Source organism: Allobosea sp. Root381 (assembly GCF_001429395.1).
Lineage (GTDB): Bacteria > Pseudomonadota > Alphaproteobacteria > Rhizobiales > Beijerinckiaceae > Allobosea.
The window spans coordinates 227,119-249,355 of record NZ_LMJT01000003.1; the positions used below are offsets into that span (position 1 = coordinate 227,119).

18 protein-coding genes are annotated in these 22,237 nt (G+C 65.9%); 8 read left to right on the plus strand and 10 right to left on the minus strand.

What is annotated here, in order from left to right:
- Nucleotides 1-29: 29 nt before the first annotated feature.
- The 7 genes from odhB to zapE form a co-directional block, all read right to left on the minus strand.
- On the minus strand, nucleotides 30-1,304 hold the full coding sequence (odhB, locus tag ASE63_RS05345; RefSeq protein ID WP_056797748.1) for a 2-oxoglutarate dehydrogenase complex dihydrolipoyllysine-residue succinyltransferase: 1,275 nt from the start codon (nucleotides 1,302-1,304) through the stop codon (nucleotides 30-32).
- Nucleotides 1,305-1,443: 139 nt separating this feature from the next.
- Nucleotides 1,444-4,401, minus strand: coding sequence for a 2-oxoglutarate dehydrogenase E1 component (locus ASE63_RS05350; RefSeq protein ID WP_056797613.1), 2,958 nt, complete (start codon nucleotides 4,399-4,401; stop codon nucleotides 1,444-1,446).
- A 185-nt stretch (nucleotides 4,402-4,586) separates the two neighbouring features.
- Nucleotides 4,587-5,471, minus strand: a complete 885-nt coding sequence (gene sucD / locus ASE63_RS05355) for a succinate--CoA ligase subunit alpha (protein ID WP_056797616.1) — start codon at nucleotides 5,469-5,471, stop codon at nucleotides 4,587-4,589.
- A gap of 9 nt (nucleotides 5,472-5,480) precedes the next feature.
- The gene (gene sucC, locus ASE63_RS05360) at nucleotides 5,481-6,677 is read right to left on the minus strand and encodes an ADP-forming succinate--CoA ligase subunit beta (protein ID WP_056797619.1); all 1,197 of its coding nucleotides are present in this window, start codon (nucleotides 6,675-6,677) and stop codon (nucleotides 5,481-5,483) included.
- Nucleotides 6,678-6,755: 78 nt separating this feature from the next.
- Nucleotides 6,756-7,718, minus strand: coding sequence for a malate dehydrogenase (mdh, locus tag ASE63_RS05365; protein WP_056797622.1), 963 nt, complete (start codon nucleotides 7,716-7,718; stop codon nucleotides 6,756-6,758).
- 260 nt (nucleotides 7,719-7,978) lie between these two features.
- Nucleotides 7,979-8,578, minus strand: coding sequence for a TetR family transcriptional regulator (locus ASE63_RS05370; RefSeq protein ID WP_244491280.1), 600 nt, complete (start codon nucleotides 8,576-8,578; stop codon nucleotides 7,979-7,981).
- Nucleotides 8,579-8,583: 5 nt separating this feature from the next.
- Nucleotides 8,584-9,762, minus strand: coding sequence for a cell division protein ZapE (gene zapE, locus ASE63_RS05375; RefSeq protein WP_056797628.1), 1,179 nt, complete (start codon nucleotides 9,760-9,762; stop codon nucleotides 8,584-8,586).
- Between the two features lie 199 nt (nucleotides 9,763-9,961).
- On the opposite strand from zapE, the gene ASE63_RS05380 reads away from it, so the two are divergent.
- Complete coding sequence (locus ASE63_RS05380; protein WP_056797630.1) at nucleotides 9,962-10,453, plus strand: hypothetical protein; 492 nt, start codon at nucleotides 9,962-9,964, stop codon at nucleotides 10,451-10,453.
- 384 nt (nucleotides 10,454-10,837) lie between these two features.
- Nucleotides 10,838-11,065, plus strand: a complete 228-nt coding sequence (locus ASE63_RS05385) for a hypothetical protein (RefSeq protein ID WP_056797636.1) — start codon at nucleotides 10,838-10,840, stop codon at nucleotides 11,063-11,065.
- A gap of 866 nt (nucleotides 11,066-11,931) precedes the next feature.
- Here the strand turns inward: ASE63_RS05385 and ASE63_RS26410 are convergent.
- Complete coding sequence (locus tag ASE63_RS26410; RefSeq protein WP_082609677.1) at nucleotides 11,932-12,846, minus strand: DUF3800 domain-containing protein; 915 nt, start codon at nucleotides 12,844-12,846, stop codon at nucleotides 11,932-11,934.
- A gap of 174 nt (nucleotides 12,847-13,020) precedes the next feature.
- Between ASE63_RS26410 and ASE63_RS05390 the strand changes: the two genes are divergently transcribed.
- The 4 genes from ASE63_RS05390 to bla all read left to right on the plus strand — a co-directional run bounded on the left by ASE63_RS05390 (nucleotide 13,021) and on the right by bla (nucleotide 17,371).
- Nucleotides 13,021-14,211 (plus strand): phosphoserine transaminase, encoded by a 1,191-nt coding sequence (locus ASE63_RS05390; protein ID WP_244491281.1) that lies wholly within the window; start codon nucleotides 13,021-13,023, stop codon nucleotides 14,209-14,211.
- Nucleotides 14,212-14,431: 220 nt separating this feature from the next.
- Complete coding sequence (gene serA, locus ASE63_RS05395; RefSeq protein ID WP_056797638.1) at nucleotides 14,432-16,033, plus strand: phosphoglycerate dehydrogenase; 1,602 nt, start codon at nucleotides 14,432-14,434, stop codon at nucleotides 16,031-16,033.
- A 2-nt stretch (nucleotides 16,034-16,035) separates the two neighbouring features.
- Nucleotides 16,036-16,314, plus strand: a complete 279-nt coding sequence (locus ASE63_RS05400) for a DUF1902 domain-containing protein (protein WP_056797640.1) — start codon at nucleotides 16,036-16,038, stop codon at nucleotides 16,312-16,314.
- Nucleotides 16,315-16,360: 46 nt separating this feature from the next.
- Nucleotides 16,361-17,371 carry a class A beta-lactamase gene (bla, locus tag ASE63_RS05405; RefSeq protein WP_056797644.1) on the plus strand — a complete coding sequence of 337 codons (1,011 nt, stop codon included), beginning with the start codon at nucleotides 16,361-16,363 and terminating at the stop codon, nucleotides 17,369-17,371.
- Between the two features lie 35 nt (nucleotides 17,372-17,406).
- On the opposite strand, the gene ASE63_RS05410 is transcribed toward bla, so the two are convergent.
- Entirely contained in the window at nucleotides 17,407-18,216 is an 810-nt protein-coding gene (locus ASE63_RS05410) for a hypothetical protein (RefSeq protein ID WP_200962526.1), read from the minus strand.
- Nucleotides 18,217-18,482: 266 nt separating this feature from the next.
- The gene (locus ASE63_RS05415; protein ID WP_244491282.1) at nucleotides 18,483-19,394 is read right to left on the minus strand and encodes a DMT family transporter; all 912 of its coding nucleotides are present in this window, start codon (nucleotides 19,392-19,394) and stop codon (nucleotides 18,483-18,485) included.
- Between the two features lie 233 nt (nucleotides 19,395-19,627).
- Between ASE63_RS05415 and ASE63_RS05420 the strand changes: the two genes are divergently transcribed.
- Both ASE63_RS05420 and ASE63_RS05425 read left to right on the plus strand, forming a co-directional pair.
- Nucleotides 19,628-20,509: a type 1 glutamine amidotransferase gene (locus ASE63_RS05420; RefSeq protein WP_056797649.1), complete on the plus strand. Its 882-nt coding sequence runs from the start codon at nucleotides 19,628-19,630 to the stop codon at nucleotides 20,507-20,509.
- Nucleotides 20,510-20,937: 428 nt separating this feature from the next.
- Nucleotides 20,938-22,237: HAMP domain-containing protein (locus tag ASE63_RS05425; protein ID WP_162261721.1), on the plus strand; the 1,300-nt coding region annotated here is incomplete at its 3' end.

Sequence of the window (22,237 nt, forward strand, 5' to 3'; positions counted from 1 at the left end):
TGAGCGTATTCGGTCGAGGCTCGCGGCCCTCAGAGATCCAGCACGAGGCGCGCCGGGTCCTCCAGGCCTTCCTTGATGCGCACGAGGAAGGTAACGGCCTCCTTGCCATCGATGATGCGGTGGTCGTAGCTGACCGCGAGATACATCATCGGGCGGATCTCGATCTTGCCGCCGACCACGACCGGGCGCTCCTGGATCTTGTGCATGCCCAGGATCGCCGACTGCGGCGCGTTCAGGATCGGGGTCGACATCAACGAGCCGTAGACGCCGCCATTCGAGATCGTGAAGGTGCCGCCCTGCATCTCCTCGATCTTGAGCTGGCCGTCGCGGGCCTTCTTGCCGTACTCGCCGATTTTCTTCTCGACGCCGGCGATGGAGAGCTCGTCGGCATTGCGCACGACCGGAACCACCAGGCCCTTCTCGGTGCCGACGGCGACGCCGATGTGGTAGTAGTTCTTGTAGATGATGTCGGTGCCGTCGATCTCGGCATTGACCGCCGGAATCTCCTTCAGCGCCTGGACGCAGGCCTTCACGAAGAAGCCCATGAAGCCGAGCTTCACGCCGTGCTTCTTCTCGAACACGTCCTTGTACTGGCTGCGCAGCGCCATGACGTTGGTCATGTCGACCTCGTTGAAGGTCGTCAGCATCGCGGCGTTGGACTGGGCCTCCTTGAGGCGGCGCGCGATCGTCTGGCGCAGCTTCGTCATCTTGACGCGCTCTTCGCGCGAGGCGTCGTCGCCAGCCGACGGCACGCGGGCCTGGGCAGGCGCGGCAGGCGCAGCCGAGACGACGGCCGGACCGGTCGCGATCGCGGCCAGCATGTCGCCCTTGGTGACGCGGCCATCCTTGCCGGAGGCCGAAACGGAGGCCGGATCGACGCCGCTCTCGGCGGCGAGCCGGGAGACGGCCGGGCCGGAATCGGCGGCCTTGGTGGCAGGCTTGATCTCGGGCTCACCGGCGACGGCAGCGGTCTTCTTCTCCGCGTCGGCAACGGTGTCGGAACCCGCCTTGCCGGAAGCCTGGGCGACGGCGGTCTCGTCCTTCTTCGGGGCAGCGGCGGCGCCGGAGCCCTCGCCGATGGTGCCGAGCAGGGCGTTGACGCCGACCGTATCGCCTTCCTTGGCGACGATCTCGCCGAGCACGCCGGCGGCCGGCGCGTTGACCTCGAGCGTCACCTTGTCGGTCTCGAGCTCGACCAGAGGCTCGTCGGCCTTCACGGCCTCGCCCGCCTTCTTGAACCACTTGCCGATGGTCGCCTCGGAGACGGATTCGCCGAGGGTGGGTACGCGGATTTCGGTCGCCATATCGGGCCTCTTCTTATTCGAATTCGTGAGTGCCATCCCGGCCGAAGCGAAGCGGAGAGCCGGGATCCATTCCAGAGCGGTCAGGCATGGATCCCGGAACGGCGCCGCTCGCGCGACTTGTCCGGGACGGCGTTATCGGTCAGGCCGCGAAAGCCTCGTCCATGAAGGCGTTGAGCTGCGCCAGATGCCTCGACATCAGGCCGGTCGCGGTCGCGGCCGAAGCCGGGCGCCCGACATAGCGCGGCCGCTTCGACTTCGAGCCGGCATGGCTCAGGACCCATTCGAGATAGGGTTCGACGAAGGTCCAGGAGCCCATGTTCTTCGGCTCCTCCTGGCACCAGATCACGTCCGCGCCCTTGAAGCGCGACAGCTCCTGCGCCAGCGTTTTCAGCGGGAACGGATAGAGCTGCTCGACGCGCATCAGGTAGACGTCGTCCAGCCCACGCTTCTCGCGCTCCTCGAGCAGGTCGAAATAGACCTTGCCCGAGCAGAGCACGACACGGCGGATCTTGGCGTCCTTGACCAGCTTGGTCGTGGAGTTGCCGCGCTCCGCGTCGTCATGCAGCACGCGATGGAAGGTCGAGCCCTCGGCGAGTTCGGCCAAGGTCGAGACGCAGCGCTTGTGGCGCAGCAGCGACTTCGGCGTCATCAGGATCAGCGGTTTGCGGAAGTCGCGCTTCAGCTGGCGGCGCAGGATGTGGAAGTAGCTCGCCGGCGTCGAGCAGTTCGCGACCTGCATGTTGTCCTCGGCGCACATCTGCAGGAAGCGCTCGAGGCGGGCGGAGGAGTGCTCCGGACCCTGGCCCTCATAGCCATGCGGCAGCAGGCAGACCAGGCCCGACATGCGCAGCCACTTGCGCTCGCCCGACGAGATGAACTGGTCGAACACCACCTGCGCGCCGTTGGCGAAGTCGCCGAACTGGGCTTCCCAGCAGGTAAGCGCGTTCGGCTCCGACAGCGTGTAGCCATACTCGAAGCCGAGCACCGCCTCTTCCGAGAGCATCGAGTTGATGACCTCGTAGCGCGGTTGACCCTCGCGGATATTGTTCAGCGAGGTGTGACGCGCCTCGGTCTCCTGGTCGATCAGCACCGAATGGCGTTGGCTGAAGGTGCCGCGCTCGCAGTCCTGGCCCGAAAGCCGGACCGGGTTGCCGTCGAGCAGCAGCGAGCCGAAGGCCAGCGCCTCGGCGGTCGCCCAGTCGATGCCCTCGCCCGCCTCGACCGCCTTCTTGCGGTTGTCGAGGAAGCGCTGGATCGTGCGGTGGACGTTGAAGCCCGCCGGCACCGCCGTGATCTTCTCGGTGATTTCCTTCAGCACCGCCGCATCGACGCCGGTCGCGCCGCGGCGCGGATCGTCCTCGTCGGCGCGGATCGCCTTCATCCCGGCCCAGCGGCCGTCGAGCCAGTCGGCCTTGTTCGGCTTGAACGCCTGCCCGGCGTCGAACTCGATCTCGAGCTTGCCCTTCCAGGCGGCGCGCGCCTCGTCGAGCTCGCCGGCGCTCAACACGCCCTCGGCCTCGAGCTTGCCGGCATAGAGCTCCAGCGTCGACTTGTGGCCGCGGATCTTGCGGTACATCAGCGGCTGGGTGAAGCCCGGCTCGTCGCCCTCGTTATGGCCGAAGCGGCGATAGCAGAACATGTCGATGACGACCGGCTTGTGGAACTTCTGCCGGAACTCGATCGCGATCTTGGCGGCGAAGACGACCGCCTCCGGATCGTCGCCGTTCACATGGAAGACGGGCGCCTCGACCATCTTCGCCACGTCGGACGGATAGGGCGAGGAGCGCGAATAGCGCGGATAGGTGGTGAAGCCGATCTGGTTGTTGATGATGAAGTGGATCGAGCCGCCGGTGCGATGGCCCTTCAGCCCGGAGAGGCCGAGGCACTCCGCCACCACGCCCTGGCCGGCGAAGGCGGCGTCGCCATGGATCAGCAGCGGCAGCACCTTGGAGCGCTCGACGATGTCGCCGAACTGGTCCTGCTTGGCGCGCACCTTGCCGAGCACGACGGGATCGACGATCTCGAGATGCGAGGGGTTGGCGGTCAGCGAGATATGGACGTTGTTGCCGTCGAACTCGCGGTCGGACGAGGCACCGAGATGGTACTTCACGTCGCCCGAGCCCTCGACATCGTCGGGAGCGAAGGAGCCGCCCTTGAACTCGTGGAACAGCGCGCGATGCGGCTTGCCCAGCACCTGGGTCAGCACGTTGAGGCGCCCACGATGCGCCATGCCGAAGACGATGTCGCGCACGCCAAGCGCGCCGCCGCGCTTGATGATCTGCTCCAGCGCCGGGACGAGCGACTCGCCGCCGTCGAGGCCGAAGCGCTTGGTGCCGGTGAACTTCAGGTCGAGGAACTTCTCGAAGCCTTCCGCCTCGACCAGCTTGTTCAGGATCGCGCGCTTGCCCTCGCGGGTGAAGGCGATCTCCTTGTCCGGCCCCTCGATGCGGCCCTGCAGCCAGGCCTTCTGCTCCGGGTCGGAGATATGCATGAACTCGACGCCGACCGTGCTGCAATAGGTCCGCTGCAGCAGCGTGACCATCTCGCGGACGGTCGCGAATTCGAGGCCGAGCACGTTGTCGATGTAGATCTTGCGGTCGAGATCGGCCTCCGTGAAGCCGAAGGCGGCCGGCGACAGCTCCTCCGGCTCCTTCGGCTGCTCGATGCCGAGCGGATCGAGGTTGGCGTGGAGATGGCCGCGCATGCGATAGGCGCGGATCAGCATGATCGCGCGCACGGAATCGCGCGTCGCCTGCTGGACGTCGGAGGCCGAGAGCGTCGCGCCGGCGGCTTGCGCCTTGCTCTTGAGCTTGTCGGAAACGACCTTCTCGACCACGGCCCAGTTGCCGTCGAGCGCGGAAACCAACTCGCCATTGGCCGCGATCGGCCAGTTCGGCTTCTTCCAGGAGGCACCCTTGGCATTCTGGACGATGGCCTGGCCGTCATCCTTCAGCCCGGCGAAGAAGCCCTGCCACTGCTCGTCGACCGACTTCGGGTCGGCCTGATAGCGGGCATAGAGATCCTCGATATAGGCCGCGTTGCCGCCATAGAGGAAACCCGTCTGCGCGAGAGCCTCGTTGATGTCCTGGCGAGCCATGATGCTCCTGCCTTCCTTCGCAGCGTATTTTTCAGGTCGTGCCCCGAGCCTGTCCCGGGGCATCGTCGTCCGCGAGATGGCCGGGCTTGCCCCCGTCACCTCGCACATATGGGGCTTGGTGCCCGCCGGGACGTCATGGTCGGGCCCGCCCGACCATGACGTGTTCCGGTTGACCGGGCCTTACCTCAGCCCTTCAACACGTCCACCAAGGTCTTTCCAAGGCGCGCCGGCGACGGCGAGACCCGGATGCCGGCCGCTTCCATCGCGGCGATCTTGTCCTCGGCGCCGCCCTTGCCGCCCGAAATGATCGCGCCCGCATGGCCCATGCGACGGCCGGGAGGGGCCGTGCGGCCGGCAATGAAGCCGACCATCGGCTTCTTGCGGCCGCGCTTGGCCTCGTCCTTGATGAACTGAGCCGCATCTTCCTCGGCCGAGCCGCCGATCTCGCCGATCATGACGATCGACTCGGTCTTGTCGTCGGCCAGGAACATCTCGAGCATGTCGATGAACTCGGTGCCCTTGACCGGGTCGCCGCCGATGCCGACGGCCGTGGTCTGGCCGAGGCCCTCGCGAGTGGTCTGGAAGACGGCCTCATAGGTCAGCGTGCCGGAGCGCGAGACGATGCCGACAGAGCCGGGCTTGAAGATGTTCGCCGGCATGATGCCGATCTTCGACTCGCCCGCCGTGACGACGCCCGGGCAGTTCGGCCCGATCAGGCGCGACTTCGAGCCGATCAGCGAACGCTTGACCTTGACCATGTCGAGCACCGGGATGCCCTCGGTGATGCAGATGATCAGCGGAATCTCGGCATCGATCGCCTCGCAGATTGCATCCGCCGCGCCCGGAGGCGGCACATAGACGACGGACGCCGTGGCGCCGGTCTTGTCGCGAGCCTCGACGACGCTGTCGAAGACCGGCAGGCCGAGATGGAGCGAGCCGCCCTTCCCCGGCGAGGTGCCGCCGACCATCTGCGTGCCATAGGCGATCGCCTGCTCGGAGTGGAAGGTCCCGTTCTTGCCGGTGAAGCCCTGGCAGATGACCTTGGTGTTCTTGTCGATCAGGATGGACATGTCTGCTCCTCAGGCCTTCTTGATCGCGGCGACGATCTTCTGCGCGGCGTCGTCGAGATCGTCGGCCGAAATGACGTTGAGGCCGGAGGACGAGATGATCGCCTTGCCTTCCTCGACATTGGTGCCTTCGAGGCGCACGACCAGCGGAACCTGGAGGCCGACCGCCTTCACCGCGGCGATGACGCCGCGCGCGATGACGTCGCACTTCATGATGCCGCCGAAGATGTTGACGAGGATGCCCTTCACCTTCGGGTCGGCGGTGATGATCTTGAAGGCCGCCGTCACCTTCTCCTCGCTGGCGCCGCCGCCGACATCGAGGAAGTTCGCCGGGCTTTCGCCGTAGAGCTGGATGATGTCGAGCGTCGCCATGGCAAGGCCGGCGCCGTTGACCATGCAGCCGATCGTGCCGTCCAGCGCGATATAGGCGAGGTCATACTTCGAAGCCTCGATCTCCTTGGCATCCTCTTCCGTAGTGTCGCGCAGGGCGACGACCTCGGGATGACGGTAGAGCGAGTTCGAGTCGAACGAGACCTTGGCGTCGAGGCACTTGATCTGGCCCTGCGTCGTCACGATCAGCGGGTTGATCTCCAGCATGTCCATGTCCTTGGCCACGAACGCGCTGTAGATCTGGCTGAGCACGGTGCCGGCCTGCTTGGCGAGGTCGCCCTGCAGCCCGAGGATGCGCGCCATGGCACGGCCGTGATGCGGCATGATGCCGGTCGCCGGATCGACCGAGAACGTCTCGATCTTCTCGGGCGTGTCATGGGCGACGGCCTCGATGTCCATGCCGCCTTCGGTCGAGATCACGAAGGCGATGCGCGAGGTCTCGCGGTCGACCAGCGCCGAGAGGTAGAACTCCTTCTCGATGTCCGAGCCGTCCTCGATATAGAGGCGGTTGACCTGCTTGCCGGCCTCGCCGGTCTGCACGGTCACCAGCGTGTTGCCGAGCATCTCCTTGGCGTGGGCCTCGACCTCCTCGACCGACTTGGCGAGGCGAACGCCGCCCTTGGAGTCGGCCGGCAGTTCCTTGAACTTGCCCTTGCCGCGACCGCCGGCATGGATCTGCGACTTAACGACGTAAAGCGGGCCTGGCAGCTTCTTGGCGGCCTCGACCGCCTCGGCCACCGACAGCGCCGGGAAACCGGCCGAGACGGGCGCGCCGAATTCCTTGAGGATGGCTTTGCCCTGGTATTCGTGGATGTTCATGTGCTCGGTTTCCCTGGCAGCGACAGAAATTGACGAAAGGGCGGCGACGCGAACCCGCGCCCGCCGCCCTCGCTTAACTCACGCGAGTGACGAATCGATGCTCTTGCAGGCGTCGATCAGGCCCTGGACCGAAGCCACCGACTTCGCCAGCATCTCCTTCTCCGGCCCGTTGAGGCGAATCTTGACGACGCGCTCGACACCCTTGGCGCCGATCACGACCGGCACGCCCAGGAACATGTCGCGCACGCCGTACTGGCCCTTGAGCGCAGCCGCAGCAGGCAGCACGCGCTTCTGGTCCTTGAGGTAGCTTTCGGCCATCGCGATGGCGGACGCCGCCGGAGCGTAGAAGGCCGAGCCGGTCTTGAGCAGGTTGACGATCTCGCCGCCGCCCTTGCGGGTCCGGTCGACGATGGCGTCGATGCGCTCCTGCGTCGTCCACTTCATCTTGACGAGATCCGGCAGCGGGATGCCGGCGACGCCCGAATAGCGGACCAGCGGCACCATGTCGTCGCCATGGCCGCCGAGCACGAAGGCCGAGACGTCCTTGACCGAGACCTGGAACTCATCGGCCAGAAAGTGGCGGAAGCGGGCCGAGTCGAGCACGCCGGCCATGCCGCAGATCATGTTCGGCTTGACGCCGGAGAACTTCTGCAGCGCCCAGACCATGGCGTCGAGCGGGTTGGTGATGCAGATCACGAAGGCCTTCGGGGCATAGGTCTTGATGCCCTCGCCGACCGCCTTCATCACCTTGAGGTTGATGCCGATCAGGTCGTCGCGGCTCATGCCGGGCTTGCGCGGCACGCCGGCGGTGACGATCACGACATCGGCGCCCTTGATGTCCTCATAGGACGAGGTGCCCTTGTAACCAGCGTCGAAGCCGTCGACCGGAGCGGACTCGGCGATGTCGAGGCCCTTGCCCTGCGGGATGCCGTCGGCGATGTCGAACAGCACGACGTCGCCGAGCTCCTTCAAGCCGGCGAGATGGGCCAGCGTGCCGCCGATCTGGCCGGCCCCGATGAGGGCGATCTTCTTACGGGCCATTGCCTAGTCCTTTGTCTTGACGCTGCGAAATGCCGGAGAACCGGCGAAACCGTCGGTTCCTTTGGCCCAAACCGGGCTTTTGCCGCAACCCTCGCCGCAAAAGCGGCTTTTCTCGGGCGCCGCGGGCGTTAACCACGCACGAGCCGCGTCAGTCTTGCGTTTTCAATGGCTTGCGCTGCACTCGCTCGCGGTTGGTCCCGCAGGCGTTCAGATTTCGGCCGATTACAATTTACGAATTCTGTTACTTGTTACCGGAATTTTCACACGATGCCGCTGCCGAGCACCCGCAGGATGACCCGTATCAGGGTCGAGAGCCGGGCGTCGACCGAGGCCTGGGGCACGTCTCCCTCCAGCGCCAGCGAAGCCGGATGGATGAAGCGATGGGTGGCGTCGATCACGAAGGCGATCGCCCGGTCGCGGTCGCGCGGCTCGAACACACCGGTGGCGATGCCCTCGTCCACCACGCGCTCGAACAGCGCCCGCACCCGCGTCCGGTTGCGGCGGCTGATCGCATGCCGCTTCGCCACCGCCAGCGACAACGCGGCGAAGAGATGCGGGTCGTCGCTCAGCAGGTCGCGATTGGCCTTGGCCAGCGCCAGGATCAGCCGCTCGAGCTTGTCGTCGGCGGGGTCCGGTCCGTCGGCGACGTCGGCAAGGCGCCGCTCCGTCGCCTTGAGCCAGACATCGACCACCGCATCGACCAGCGCCGCGCGCGAGGGGAAGTAGCGGTAGACATTGGCATGGGTCATCCCCGCCTCTTCGGCGACGGCGACGACGGTGAAGCGCTTCAGCCCGTACTGGCGCAGATGCTCGCTGGCGACCGAGAGGATGCGGGTCTCGCTCGGCTCGCGCATCGGCATGGCGCTCAGGTCTCCACCAGCCCGCTGGTGTCCTCGCTCGCGGCGGAATCGACGCGGCCATGCGGCAGCGCCAGATATGCGTCCGAGCGCATCTCGATCAGCCGCGAGACCGTGCGGTCGAACTCGAAGGCCTCGCGCCCGGACCTGGCCTGATACAGCTCGTGCGGCTCCGCCTCGGCCGAGGCGACGAGCTTGACGTGATGCTCATAGAGCGCGTCGATCAGGATGATGAAGCGCTTGGTCTCGTTGCGCCGGTCATCCGCCAGCACCGGGATCTCGTCCAGCACCAGCGAGTGGAAGCGCTGCGCCAGCGCGATGAAGTCCCCGGCGCCATAGGCGGCACTGCAGAGATCGGCAAAGCGCGCCCGCGCCACGCTGCCCGCCGCCTGCGGGATGACGAGGTCGTGGCCCTTGACGTCGATGACGAGCGTCTGGCCTTGCGGCGTGCCGGCGAGCTTGCGGAAGGCGTCGTCGAGCGCAGTCTTGGCCTTCGCATCGGCCGGCACGTGATAGACCGGCGCGCCGCCGAGCTTCTCGAGCCGGAAATCGGTGCGCGCCTCGAGCTTCACCACCTCGACCTTCTCGGCCAGCAGCGCGACGAAGGGCAGGAACAGCGAGCGGTTCAGCCCGCCCTCATAGAGCCGCGACGGCTCGACATTCGAGGTCGCGACCACCACGACACCTTCCGAAAACAGCGCCGTGAACAGCCGCCCCAGGATCATCGCATCGGCGATGTCCGTCACCGTGAACTCGTCGAAGCAGAGCAGGCTCGCCTCGGCTGCCAGTTCCGCCGCGACCGGCCCGATCGGGTCCGGATCCTTGACCTCGCCGGTCTTGAGCTTCTGGCGATAGGCGTGGATGCGGCCATGCACATCGGCCAGGAACTCGTGGAAATGCACCCGCCTGCGCTTCGTCACCGCGACGGAATCGTAGAACAGATCCATCAGCATGGTCTTGCCGCGGCCGACAGAGCCCCAGATATAGAGCCCCTTCGCCGCATCCTTGGCAGCGTTCTTCTTGCCGAAGAGCCAGCCCAGCGCGCTGCTTTTCCGCGCCAGGCGCTGCGCGGCGAGCGTCTCGGCCAGCGCCTGCAGTCGCCGGACCACCGCCACCTGCGCCGGATCGCGCTCGATGGCCCCGCCCTCGACCAGGGCGGCATAGCGTTCGGTGATCGAGGCTGTCATGGGCGGCGGAGATTTGGCGGCAGGACCTCCGGGTTAAGCCACGCCCGGCCCCGCCGCAACCCCGCCACGCGCAACGCCCCGCCACGCGATTAAGGTTTACGACACAAGCCGATGAAAAGGCGTTGCTTTTCCATGCGCGCGGCAGCACGACTGCGACGCTGCAGGCGGCACGAGCCGCCTGGCCCTCGAGAACCCTCCGATGCCGATCGCCCGCCCCCTCGTCGCCGCCGTCGCGGCGCTGCTCTTCATCATGCCCGCGGCCGCGAAGAACTTCGCCATCCCCGACAAGAACCCCTCGATCACCCTGTCCATCCCCGACAGCTGGTCCACCAAGGAGATCGAATACGGCTACGAGGCCCGCCCGAAGGACGAGGCGGTCTATCTCTCGGTCGAGTTCACCGACGTCCGCGGCGTCGACAAGATGATGGCGAACAACGAGAAGTGGATGAAGGACAACCAGATCAAGCAGGTCAAGCCGATCCAGGCCGACATGCCGATCAACGGCATCAACTCGACCATCTTCCAGTTCCGCACCACCGATTCCAACGGCCCGACCAAGGTCGATTTCGTGATGATGCCGGCCAGCAACAACCGCATGATCCTGATCACGGTCTGGGGCAACGACGAGGAACGCGCCACCCACGAAAAGGCGCTCGACGCGATCTTCGGCAGCATCAAGGCGATCGACTGAGGCAAGGCGCCCGCCGCGAAACCCGCCCATGCCACCGCGCCCATGCCACCGCGCCCACGCCGCCGCGTGGGCGCCCTCGGTGGTGAGGCGTTGGCAGGATAAGCGTGCATGGCAGGGCGGGGATAAGCTCTGCCGAGCCGTCATGCTCGGGCTTGCCCCGAGCATCTCGTAAAGACGAGGCACCCGCGTCCTCTCCTGCCGGAGATTCCCGGGTCTCCGCTTCGCTCAGCCCGGGAATGACGCAGGGCCATGACCCAGCGTCCGCAATGCCCCGGCAGCGCAGCCGCATCCCGCCATTCGCATTTGCGAAACGCGCGCCCGCAGGGCAGGAGCGGCGCATGACCGGCCGCGACGCGCGGCGCCGATCTTCAGGACCAAACACCGATGCGACTTTCCGCCTGCGCGGCCGCCGCCCTCGCCTGCCTTGCCCTCATCGCCCCGGCCGCGGCCCGGATCACCGACCGCGATCTGAGTTGCGCCGACTGGCTCAGGGCCGGCGCCCGCAGCACGGGCGAATACCCCGCCGCCGTCCAGGCCCGGATCAGATCCTTCTGCGCCGCCAATCCGAAGATGAAGGCCGTCGACGCCGAGATGACGATGACGGGGGATTGAGGGGCCGCGAACCTGAACGCCTCTTTCCTTCTCCCGGATGGGAGAAGGTGGCGCGGAGCGCCGGATGAGGGCCTGCCCTTTCCGCAGAAGGCGTTACGGCTCCGCGGCACTTCAATGATTAGCGGCAGTCCCTCACCCCGGCCCCTCTCCCATCCGGGAGAGGGGTTCCCCGCGGTCCTCCTCTCTGACGCACACCAGATCCCCGCCCGCACCGAAGCGCGGCGGCGTTCAAACGAGGGGCAGCGGAGCGCCGCGAGGCGCGGTTGGTCGAAGGCCGCATCCGTTGAGCCAGGATGCGGCGCGGAAGGATTGAGCCACCTTCCGCACGCCCCGTGGCGCTCCGCTTCCGGCGATTTTGTAACTCCGGGCCGCGCTTCTCGTCCGGCGGCTCGGCTTCCCCTCGGTCCGCGATGCCAGCTCGGTTCTTCACCTCGTCGCATCCTGGGCCGGGTTCAGCCTCCCCGCCGATCCTCCCAGCGAGCTCCTCGCACAGGGGCCGTAGTACCCCCAGGGCGGTGCCCCGAAGCCTCCCGGGAGTGGGTCGTGACTCCACCCGCAGGCGCCGCCCCCGTCCCGACCAACGGCACACCTCCGGATGGCTGCCCCTCGGGGATGAGGTGGGGTGAGGATAGGTGTGGCGTGGGAGGGCGGGGATAAGTTTTTGCCGCCCTCCCCACGCATCGCCGGCTTCAATACGGCGCTGGCGAGGATACAGAGCCGGAGCTCCATCGACAAATTCGGAGTCCAATCAAAGACTTATCTAAATCTTTGATTCTTATTGATTTTTATAAAAAAAAGGAGATTATAGAATTGGGATTTCGAGATCGGGTTGCGGGCGATTCGACCCGTGGCGTCCGATGGGACGCTCAACACTTGGACGTTGGGCTATCCGCCCTCGGAGTAGACGGTTTCGGATCCCACCACTGCCTTAGATAGCCAAAGAACTCGAATATCTCCTTTTGCTCCGGCAGAAGGTTTGCTGCTTTGAAGGACGGCATCAGCTTGACCCCATAGCCAGAGTAGATGCGATAGCCGTCGTCATCATGTGTTGACGCAATTCTCGATTTGAGAATTTTTGCGAATCGAGGATCGCAGGCACCGGTATCGAACTTGTCGCAAGCTTTGAAAAATGCACTTGCTGCAATGTCAGCTAACTGCAAACCGCCTCTTTCGTGAGAGGGCGCGATCTCCACCAACTCGCGGTCCATAACGCTCCAGCTCAGATCACCGAGAGGAAGAAAAAGATTATTCGAGCTCGACTTCATTCTCAACCAGTCAAAATACGTCTTCATTTGAGAATAAGACAATCCACCTCTATTACTAAAATTAAGCTTTAATTTCTCTGATTGACCGTATTTTTCGACAGAGTGGCACTCTACCCAATTCGTCACACGCTCAAGCAATATGCGCGTCAGCCAACAATAGAACCAATTTTTATCAAGAGATTTTAGTTCAGCGAATTTATTGCGCCAGCCCTTCATATTTTTCTTATTCGACGCAACGATAAATATCCTGCACGGAAATTCAGCTAATTTCGTACAAGCATATACCTTTTTGGATTCATTCATTTTCGCAAAATGAAGCTGGTTTGATTGGAAATTCTTGAAATTTTCAGCTATGGACCGAACAAGATCATCGCACCCGGCCTCATTCTCGTCAGAGACGACGACAGCTGAAACAATTAGCCACTCGCTCGCACCCCTCTCATCGATAGGTTTCACGCGATTTAGACCTGGATCACCAGCTTCATCGATATATGCGACGTAACGATATGGCGTCATCGGATTGACCGAATTGATTCAACTCTACAGTCGAATACCACGATCAGAGCAAGAAAGTGCTAACAAGCAGAGCGCAAAGACGCAACTGGCCAACCCGCTTGACTCCCCGCCCCCTCCCATCCTACCCCCATCGACGGGACACGCCCCCCCAACGGGGCGCGCCCATCTGTAAGGATGGAGACATCGATGGCGAATACCGTACCGAGCACGCGCCCGCGCGTGCCGAATTTCTCGTCCGGCCCCTGCGCCAAGCGCCCCGGTTGGGCCCTCAAGAACCTCGCTGACGCCCCGCTCGGCCGCTCGCACCGCGCCAAGATCGGCAAGGACAAGCTGAAAGCCGCGATCGACCTCACCCGCGAGGTGCTGCAGGTCCCGGCCGATTACCGCATCGGCATCGTGCCGGCCTCCGACACCGGCGCCGTCGAGATGGCGCTGTGGTCCCTGCTCGGCGCCCGTGGCGTCGACATGGTCAGCTGGGAGAGTTTTGGCGCCGGCTGGGTCACCGATGTCGTCAAGCAGCTCAAGCTCGACGATGTCCGCACGTTCGACGCGCCCTATGGCGAGCTGCCGAACCTGAAAAAGGTCGACACGAAGAACCGCGACGTCGTCTTCACCTGGAACGGCACGACCTCGGGCGTGCGTGTCGTCGATGCCAGCTGGATCGCGGAGGACCGCGAGGGGCTGACGATCTGCGACGCCACCTCGGCCGCCTTCGCCCAAAAGCTCGACTGGCCAAAGCTCGATGTCACCACCTTCTCCTGGCAGAAGGTGCTCGGCGGCGAGGCGGCGCATGGCATGATCATCCTCTCGCCCCGCGCGGTGGAGCGGCTGCTCACCTACAAGCCGGCCTGGCCGCTGCCGAAAATCTTCCGCATGACCAGCGGCGGCAAGCTGATCGAGGGCATCTTCACCGGCGAGACGATCAACACGCCCTCCATGCTCGCGGTCGAGGACTATCTCGACGCGCTGGAATGGGCGAAGAAGGTCGGCGGGCTCGACGGGCTGGTGAAGCGCGCCGACGCCAACACCCGCGCCATCGCCAAATTCGTGCGCGAAAACGCCTGGATCGACTTCCTCGCCGTGAAGCCGAAGACGCGCTCGAACACCTCGGTCTGCCTGAAGTTCACCGATCCGGCGGTGACGGCGCTCTCGCCCGATGACCAGGCCGCCTTCGCCAAGAAGGTCGTCGGCATCATCGAGAAGGCCGGCGCCGGCTACGATCTCGGCCATTACCGCGACGCCCCTCCCGGCCTGCGCATCTGGTGCGGCGCGACCGTCCAGTCGCGCGACGTCAAGGCGCTGCTGCCCTGGATCGCCTATGCCTTCCAGGAGGCCAAGGCGGGGCTGGGGAAGAAGGCGGCGTAGAAAGCGCTTCGCTTGGTCATTCCGGGGCGCGGGCCTCAGGCCCGCGAACCCGGAACCCACGACCGGGCGAGCCCTTTCCACCGCGTCTTCCGTAACCGCAGCGTTGTACCCCGTCGTGGGTTCCGGGTTCGGCGCTTTGCGCCGCCCCGGAATGACAGGCGGGGCGCCCTTTCCCTTTCAGCGCAGAGCGCCATAGCGCCGCGCCACCGGAGCCATTCCCATGACCGCTCAGACCGCCGCCCCGAAAGTCCTGATTTCCGACGCCCTCTCCCCCGCCGCCGTGCAGATCTTCAGGGATCGCGGCATCGAGGTGACCTTCGATCCGAGCCTCGGCAAGGACAAGGACAAGCTCGCCGCCATCATCGGCGACTATGACGGCCTCGCCATCCGCTCGGCGACCAAGGCGACCGCAAAACTGCTGGAAGCCGCGAAGAACCTGAAGGTGATCGGCCGCGCCGGCATCGGCGTCGACAATGTCGAAATCCCCGCGGCGACGGCGCGCGGCATCATCGTGATGAACACGCCCTTCGGCAATTCGATCACCACCGCCGAGCACGCCATCGCGATGATGTTCGCGCTCGCCCGCCAGATCCCTTCGGCCGACGTTTCGACGCAGGCCGGGAAGTGGGAGAAGAACCGCTTCATGGGCGTCGAGATCACCGCCAAGACGCTGGGGCTGATCGGCTGCGGCAATATCGGCGCCATCGTCGCCGAGCGCGCCATCGGCCTGAAGATGCGCGTCATCGCCTATGACCCCTATCTCTCGCCCGAGCGCGCGCTGCAGCTGGGCGTCGAGAAGGTCGAGCTGGACGAGCTTCTGAAGCGCGCCGACTTCATCACGCTGCACGTGCCCATGACTGAGAAGACGAAGAACATCCTCTCGGCCGAAAACCTCGCGAAGACGAAGAAGGGCGTTCGGATCATCAACTGCGCCCGCGGCGGCCTCGTCGACGAAGCGGCGCTGGCCGATCTCATCAAGTCCGGCCATGTCGCGGGGGCAGCCTTCGACGTGTTCTCAGCCGAGCCGGCCGAGACGAACCCGCTCTTCGGGCTGGAGAACGTCGTCTGCACGCCGCATCTCGGCGCGAGCACGAACGAGGCGCAGGAGAACGTCGCCCTCCAGGTCGCCGAGCAGATGAGCGACTACCTGCTCAAGGGCGCGATCACCAATGCGGTGAACTTCCCCTCGATCTCGGCGGAAGAGGCGCCCCGCATCAAGCCCTTCGTCGATCTCGCCGAAAAACTCGGCTCCTTCCTCGGCCAGCTCACCGAGGCCGCGGTCAAGGGCATCCGCATCGAATACGAGGGCGCGGTCGCATCCTTGAACCTCAAGGCGATCTCGGCCGCCGCGATCACCGGCGTGCTGCGCACCTTCCTGCCCGAGATCAACATGGTCAACGCCGCGATGATCGCCAAGGAGAAGGGCATCGTCGTCGAGGAGCTGACCCGCGACGTCGCCGGCAATCTCGAAAGCGTCATCCGCATCGTCGTCGATGCCGAGGACATGCCCCGCCACGCCTCCGGCACGGTGTTCCATGACGGCAAGCCGCGCATCGTCGAGATCCGCGACATCCAGGTCGATGCGGAATTCGCGCCGCACATGCTCTATGTCCGCAACGCCGACAAGCCGGGCTTCATCGGCCAGTTCGGCTCGCTCCTGGGCGCGGCCGGCGTCAATGTCGCGACCTTCAATCTCGGCCGCGACAAGCCGGGCGGCGATGCGATCTGCTACGTCGCCGTCGACGAGCCGATCTCAGACGCGCTGCTCGACAAGATCCACGAGATCCCGATGGTCAAGCGGGCCCGGCGCCTGCGGTTCTGACCGTGCTCAATCCCTTGCGAGCCCTCGTCGCCTCCCGCCCGGAGGCGACGAGGGATCCGATACGTTTCGAGGTCCGCCGCGACGAGGAGGCGGGCCTCTGGTACGCCGTCGACGCCGGCGAGCTCGGCATCGTCACGGAAGCCGCCTCGCTCGACGCCTTGCGCGAGCGGCTGAAGCAGCTCCTGCCCGACTTCATCGAGATCGAGAGCGACTGCCCGCTCGAGCTGGAGATCTGCACCGAGCCACCGGCCTGCGGTTTCTGCGACCTGCCGCCGCGCTGACGCCGCAATCCCGCTCTCCTGTGCGCCACCGCCACAGGACATGCCCATGCTTCGCCACGCCGCCTTCGCCCTCGCCGGTCTCCTCGCCACGCAGATCGCCTGGATTCCATCCGCCCTCGCCGACTGGGACAAGGCGAAGCTCGACAAGGAGATCGTCGCGATCGAGCGGGAGGCGAAGGGGCGGCTCGGCGTGGCCCTGCTCGACCTCAAGGACCGCAAGACCTGGTCGCATCGCGGCAATGAATCCTTCCCGATGCAGAGCGTCTTCAAGCTGCCGCTGGCGATCGCGGCGCTGCAGGCCGTCGAGGCCGGCAAGCTCAAGCTCGACGACAAGATCACCATCCGACGGAGCGAATTCTCGCTCTATCACAGCCCGCTCGCCAAGGCGTTCAAGGGCGAGAGCAACGACTACACGCTCCGCGAGCTGATCCGGCTGACCGCGGCCGAGAGCGACAACACCGCGGCCGACAACCTGATGCGCCGGATCGGCGGGCCGAAGGTCGTGTCCGAGATGCTGCGCGCGGGCGGGATCGAGGGCATCTCGATCGACCGCTACGAGCGCGAGTTCCAGCCCGAGGTCTTCGGCCTGCCGGGCTTCGGCTGGGACAGGGTCGTCGACGAGCCGGCCTATCGCAAGCAGCTCGCCGCGCTCGACCCGAAGAAGCGGCAGGCTGCGCTGGCCGCGTCCTTCAAGGACAAGCGCGACAAGGCGACGCCGGGCGCGAGCGTGCTCCTGCTCGAGGCGGTCGCGAAGGGCAACTGGCTGCGGGAGCCATCGCATAGCGCGCTGATCGAGAAGCACATGCTCGACAATGCCGGCGGCCGCGAGCGCATCCGCGCCGGCCTGCCCGAAGGCTCACGCTACGCCCACCGCACCGGGGCGGGCCTGACGCAGGACGGCGTCAACCACGCCACCAACGACATCGGCATCGTGACGCTGCCGAACGGCCGCGTCTTCGCCATCGCCGTCTATCTCGCGGGCTCGAAGGCCGATGCGAAGGCGCGCGAAGCTGCGCACGCAGCCGTGGCACGGCTGGCGGTGAGCGCCTTGCGCTGAGGCGCAGCGTTGGCCCGGGCACCTCGGCCCGGTCGCTAGCGCGTGACCCGCAGGCAGTTGGCGAGCCGTGCCTCGCCACCCCAGCGCAGGAAAGCTTCCTGAGCCGACCGCACCAGCGCCTGCTCATCGGTGTGCCGATACCGCACCGGCGCGGAACCGCTGCCGAAGAAGATCCAGAGAATCCGCGGCTGATTGACCTGACCGGCAAATCTCTGCGCGCGGGTGACATCGTCGGTGATCGGGAGACCGGCCAGCGACCGGGCGAGCGCCGGCGTACCTTCGCCGACCCGTGGCCCGAAATCGCCGACCACGAAGGGTTTGGCTATTCCGCTTCGACGATCGATCGCCACGCCGAAGGAGCCCATCACGACACCGCGCCGGCTCAGTTCCGGCTGATTGGGCACGACCGCGGCCGGAATCCGCAGCGCATTCACATAGCGGCGCTGGTCCGTCTCGTCGGCAAGCGTCGTATCGAAGAAAGTGGTCGGCGAAACGTAGAAACCCGATCCGTCCGCCTGCGCAACCGGAGCGACGCCGGGCACGACGCGGCTGACCTGGCGCAGCTTGCCCTGCTGCCTGACCGTGTAGGTCATGCGGGCCTCGCCGCGGCCCAGGATGCCGTACCAGCGCACGGCCCCGACCTTCGGGTCTTGCCATCCCGCAGCCCCGATCCGCGCCACGTCCTGCATGAAGCGGCCGGTGCAAGTGCTGTTGTCCACCGAGCCATGGTAACTGCTGCCGTTCGGAAGGTGGACTTCACCGGCATTGCAGAGGTGGATCAACGCGCCGGCCTGGGCGTTCGCCGGATGATAGGCCTTTCCGTAACCGTCGATGTTGATGTTCATTTTCGCCAGCCCCAGCACAGTGCCATCCTGAAGCAGCCTGGCACCTGGCAAGCCCTTGATCCCGGCAAGCGCCGTTCCGGAGCAGCTGTTGGTCTGCGCAGCAAGAGGCGAAAGCATCGCGCCGAGCGCGATAACGGCAACGCTGAACCGCTTCATATCGCGCCCCCAATGCGAGCGCTATTCTACGACACAACCATTGGTAGCATAGCCTGCAGGAGCGATGAAGGGAAGATTCGCGGCCGGGACCTTGACCCGCTTCCGGAGAGCTAAGCCTTCCGCCCCAGCCGCTCGGCGATGAAGATGCCGCCGAGCACGAGCGCCAGAGCGAGGCCGTGATAGAGGGCCAGTTGCTCGCCGAGGATCAGCACGGAGAGCACCGGCGCGAAGACCGGCACCAGATTGACGAAGACGCCGGCGCGGCCGGGCCCGATCAGCTCGACCGAGCGCAGGAAGAACAGCTGCGACAGGATCGAGGGCCCGATCACGACATAGGCGAGGATCAGCCAACCCTTGGCCGTGAAGACGAAATGGCCGCTCCAGATCTCGGCGATAAGCAGCGGCAGCGACATGGCGCAGGCGACGATGGCGAGCGCGGTGAAGAAGACCAGGCCCGGCATCGGCGGCCGCGAACGGATGCCGACCGTATATCCGGCATAGAGCACGCAGGCGATGATCATCCAGACGTCGCCGGGCACGAAGGCGAACTGCGCGAGCACGGCGAAGTCTCCGCGGCTCGCCGTCACGGCGACGCCGAGGATGGTGACCGCGACGCCGAGCGCCTGGGTCAGGCCGATCGGCGTGCGATAGGCCAGGAAGGCGCCGACCAGCACGAAGACCGGGATCGAGCCCTGCAGGATGCCGATATTGATCGCCGTGGTCGAATAGGCCGCGATGTACATCAGCGCGTTGAAGATCGTGAAGCCGAAGGCGCCGAGCCCGAGGATCAGCCAGCGATGGGCCAGCAGTACCGGCGCGTAGGCCTTCAGCTCGCGCCGCAGCAGCACCGGCAACACGCCGCAGACGAAGACCCAGCGCAGCGAGGTCAGGGCCATCGGCGAGATCTCGCCCACGGCCAGCCGGCTGGCCACGGCGTTGCCGGCCCAGATCAGCGTCGTCAGGGTCAGGAGCAGATAGGCGTTGGCCCAGGCTCTCTGCGGCAGGGTCTGCGCGGGTGGCAAGATGGCGGCCTTGGAGAATGGGAGGGGGCTTCCAATAGCCCTGCGCGCCTGCCCCGTCCTATGGGACGAGGCGCAAGGTTGCCCGGCGCCCGGCGCATCCCTTGAGGCAGCGGCCCGAAAAGCGGCATGCGCTTTTCGGAAAGAGCCGATGCAAGATCGAAACTGGATCATCCGGCCGAATACGGTATTGGGTCCAGTGATCCAGCCCCCCATCAGCTTTCGACCGGCCCCCGATGATCGACGTTTCCGCCCGCCCGCTCCGCCTGCTCTTCGTCGATGGCAACACCCGCGAGCAGCGGGAGAACCACGCCGCCGCCTACGGCATGCAGATGGGCGAGGCCTATGCCGCCGAGATCGCGGCGATCGCGCCCGGGATCGTATCCGACATCTGCCTGCCCGCCGACGCGGGCGCGAACTTGCCCGACGGGGCGGGCCTGCAATCCTATGACGGCATCGTGCTGACCGGCTCGGCCCTGCACATCTACGAGATCGAGCCCGCCGTCACCCGGCAGGTCGAGTTGATGCGCGCGATCTATGCCAGCGGCACCCCCTGCTTCGGGTCGTGCTGGGGCATTCAGGTCGGCACGGTCGCGGCCGGCGGCACCGTCACGCGCAATCCGAACGGTCGCGAGGTCGGCTTCGCCCGCCGCATCGTCCAGACGGAGGCCGGCCGGATCCATCCGCTGCTCGCCGGCCGCCCGATCGCCTTCGACGCACCGGCGATCCATCTCGACTCCGTCGCCCAGCCTCCCGAAGGCACGACGATCCTGGCCTCGAACGCCTACAGCCAGGTGCAGGCCGCCGAGATCCGCCACGATGGCGGCACCTTCTGGGGCGTGCAGTACCACCCCGAGTTCTCGCTGCGCCAGATGGCGTCGATCCTGCGGCGGATGGTGCCGACCCTGATCGCCGAAGGTTTCCGGAAGGACGAACCCAGCACCCGGAGCTGGCTGGCCGAGCTGGATGCGCTCGACGCCGAGCCGCAGCGACATGATCTCGCCTGGGCCCATGGGCTCGACGCCGAGGTCCTCGACGCGCAGCGCCGCGTCACGGAACTCCGCAACTTCGTGACCCATCGCGTCGAGCCGCAGGCGAGCGCGCGCGGCCGCGCCTGAGCGCCCGCACTCGACGCAGAAGCGGCTTGCGAGCTGCTTCTCATTCCGGGTTCAGGCGGCGGCCTTCCCGGAAATATCATGCGCTCGCGCGAAAAGTCCGATGCTGCAGCTTTTGTGCCCGGCGCTGCGCGGTTTACGGGCTTATTCTGTCTTGTTTCCGCTCGGTCCCGACGACCTTGAGTAAGCACTGGCCAGCCGGGCCATTTCGACCGAAACAGCGTGTATCAAGCCCCAGGAAGAGCTTGGGATGCCACGCCGCTATTCCCCGGAAATCCCGATTAAACAGTTTTTAAGTTGAATTGCAGTGATCATCGCAGGAACGCAGGAATGATCGCGGCCAAATGAGTGGTCGTTCCCGTGCAGCCGATGCCTGCCCTTTCGTCCGTCATCGCGCATTTTCTTGCGCCGCAGCCAGAAGGCACGAAGCCTTGAAGTCCATCCGCATCAAGATCCTCGCGATCCTGGCGATCATCTCGCTCGGCTCCCTCATCGCTTCCGGTCTCGGCATGTGGGCGCTGTCGCGCTCGGGCGATCTCAGCCAGCGCTCCGCCATCCAGGCCGACCTCGCTCTCGCCACCGACCGGATCAACGGCCATGTGCTCGGCGTCGTGATGGATGCGCGCGGCATCTACATGTCGAAGAGCGCCGCCGATGCCGAGCCCTTCGCCAAGGGCATGGAGGCGCGCTTTCCTCAGTTGCAGGCGCTGGCGTCGAGCCTGACGCGGATGGCTCCCGAGGCCGAGCACGGCCGGGCCCGCGAGATCGAGAAGGCGATCGCGGACTTCATCGCCTTCCGCTCGGAGACGATCCGTCTCGGCCGGCAGGTCTCGACGACGGCCGCGAACGAGCAGGGCAACAACGAGCTCAACCGCGCCAACCGCAAGGCCCTCAACGACCTGCTCGTCGGCTTCGCCAAGAGCAACGAGGCCACCGGCGAGGCGCTCGGTCAGGACGCCGCCGCTTTCACCCGCACGGCTCAGATCATGCTCCCGATCATCCTCGGCGTGATGCTGCTCGGCTCGCTGGCGCTCGCCCTCTTCTTCGCCCAGCGCCAGCTGACGCGCCCCCTGCTCGATCTGAGCGGGGTGATGGACCGGCTGACGGCGGGGGAGCTGCAGGTCGCGGTGCCACATCGCGACCGCAAGGACGAGATCGGCACGATGGCGCGGGCCGTCGCGGTGCTGCGCGAGAGCAGCGAGCAGGTGGCGCAGCTGCAGCAGCAGGAGCAGGCAGCCGCCGCGGCGCGTCTCGCCCGGGCGCAGTCGATGGAGGCGGTGGTGTCGGATGTCGGCGAGGTGGTCGCTGCGGCGGCTGCCGGCGATTTCTCGGCGCGGCTGAAGATCGACGAGGCCGACGAGCAGATGCAGCGCCTGGTCGCGGGGATCAACGAGATCAATGCGGTGGTGGATTCGGCGACGAACGAGTTCTCGCGGGCGCTGTCGGCGGTGGCCGGGGGCGACCTGACGGTGCGGGTGGATTCGGCCTATCGCGGCAAGTTCGCCGAGCTGAAGGGCGCGATCAACGACACCGTCGACCGGCTGTCCTCGACGGTGCGCACGATCCAGGTGACCTCGGCCGATGTGGGCTTAGCCGCCCGCGAGATCAACATGGGTGCCGACGACCTCTCGAAGCGCACCGARGAGCAGGCCTCCTCGCTGGARGAGACCGCCGCCACCACCGAGGAGCTCGCGGCCTCGGTCAAGGCCTCGGCCCAGGCCTCGAAGGAGG

Bases quoted from the DNA above. Each gene is read 5' to 3' on its own strand.
- odhB (WP_056797748.1), bottom strand. From the start codon at position 1,304: ATGGCGACCGAAATCCGCGTACCCACCCTCGGCGAATCCGTCTCCGAG.
- ASE63_RS05350 (WP_056797613.1), bottom strand. From the start codon at position 4,401: ATGGCTCGCCAGGACATCAACGAGGCTCTCGCGCAGACGGGTTTCCTC.
- sucD (WP_056797616.1), bottom strand. From the start codon at position 5,471: ATGTCCATCCTGATCGACAAGAACACCAAGGTCATCTGCCAGGGCTTC.
- sucC (WP_056797619.1), bottom strand. From the start codon at position 6,677: ATGAACATCCACGAATACCAGGGCAAAGCCATCCTCAAGGAATTCGGC.
- mdh (WP_056797622.1), bottom strand. From the start codon at position 7,718: ATGGCCCGTAAGAAGATCGCCCTCATCGGGGCCGGCCAGATCGGCGGC.
- ASE63_RS05370 (WP_244491280.1), bottom strand. From the start codon at position 8,578: ATGCCGATGCGCGAGCCGAGCGAGACCCGCATCCTCTCGGTCGCCAGC.
- zapE (WP_056797628.1), bottom strand. From the start codon at position 9,762: ATGACAGCCTCGATCACCGAACGCTATGCCGCCCTGGTCGAGGGCGGG.
- ASE63_RS05380 (WP_056797630.1), top strand. From the start codon at position 9,962: ATGCCGATCGCCCGCCCCCTCGTCGCCGCCGTCGCGGCGCTGCTCTTC.
- ASE63_RS05385 (WP_056797636.1), top strand. From the start codon at position 10,838: ATGCGACTTTCCGCCTGCGCGGCCGCCGCCCTCGCCTGCCTTGCCCTC.
- ASE63_RS26410 (WP_082609677.1), bottom strand. From the start codon at position 12,846: ATGACGCCATATCGTTACGTCGCATATATCGATGAAGCTGGTGATCCA.
- ASE63_RS05390 (WP_244491281.1), top strand. From the start codon at position 13,021: ATGGAGACATCGATGGCGAATACCGTACCGAGCACGCGCCCGCGCGTG.
- serA (WP_056797638.1), top strand. From the start codon at position 14,432: ATGACCGCTCAGACCGCCGCCCCGAAAGTCCTGATTTCCGACGCCCTC.
- bla (WP_056797644.1), top strand. From the start codon at position 16,361: ATGCTTCGCCACGCCGCCTTCGCCCTCGCCGGTCTCCTCGCCACGCAG.
- ASE63_RS05410 (WP_200962526.1), bottom strand. From the start codon at position 18,216: ATGAACATCAACATCGACGGTTACGGAAAGGCCTATCATCCGGCGAAC.
- ASE63_RS05420 (WP_056797649.1), top strand. From the start codon at position 19,628: ATGATCGACGTTTCCGCCCGCCCGCTCCGCCTGCTCTTCGTCGATGGC.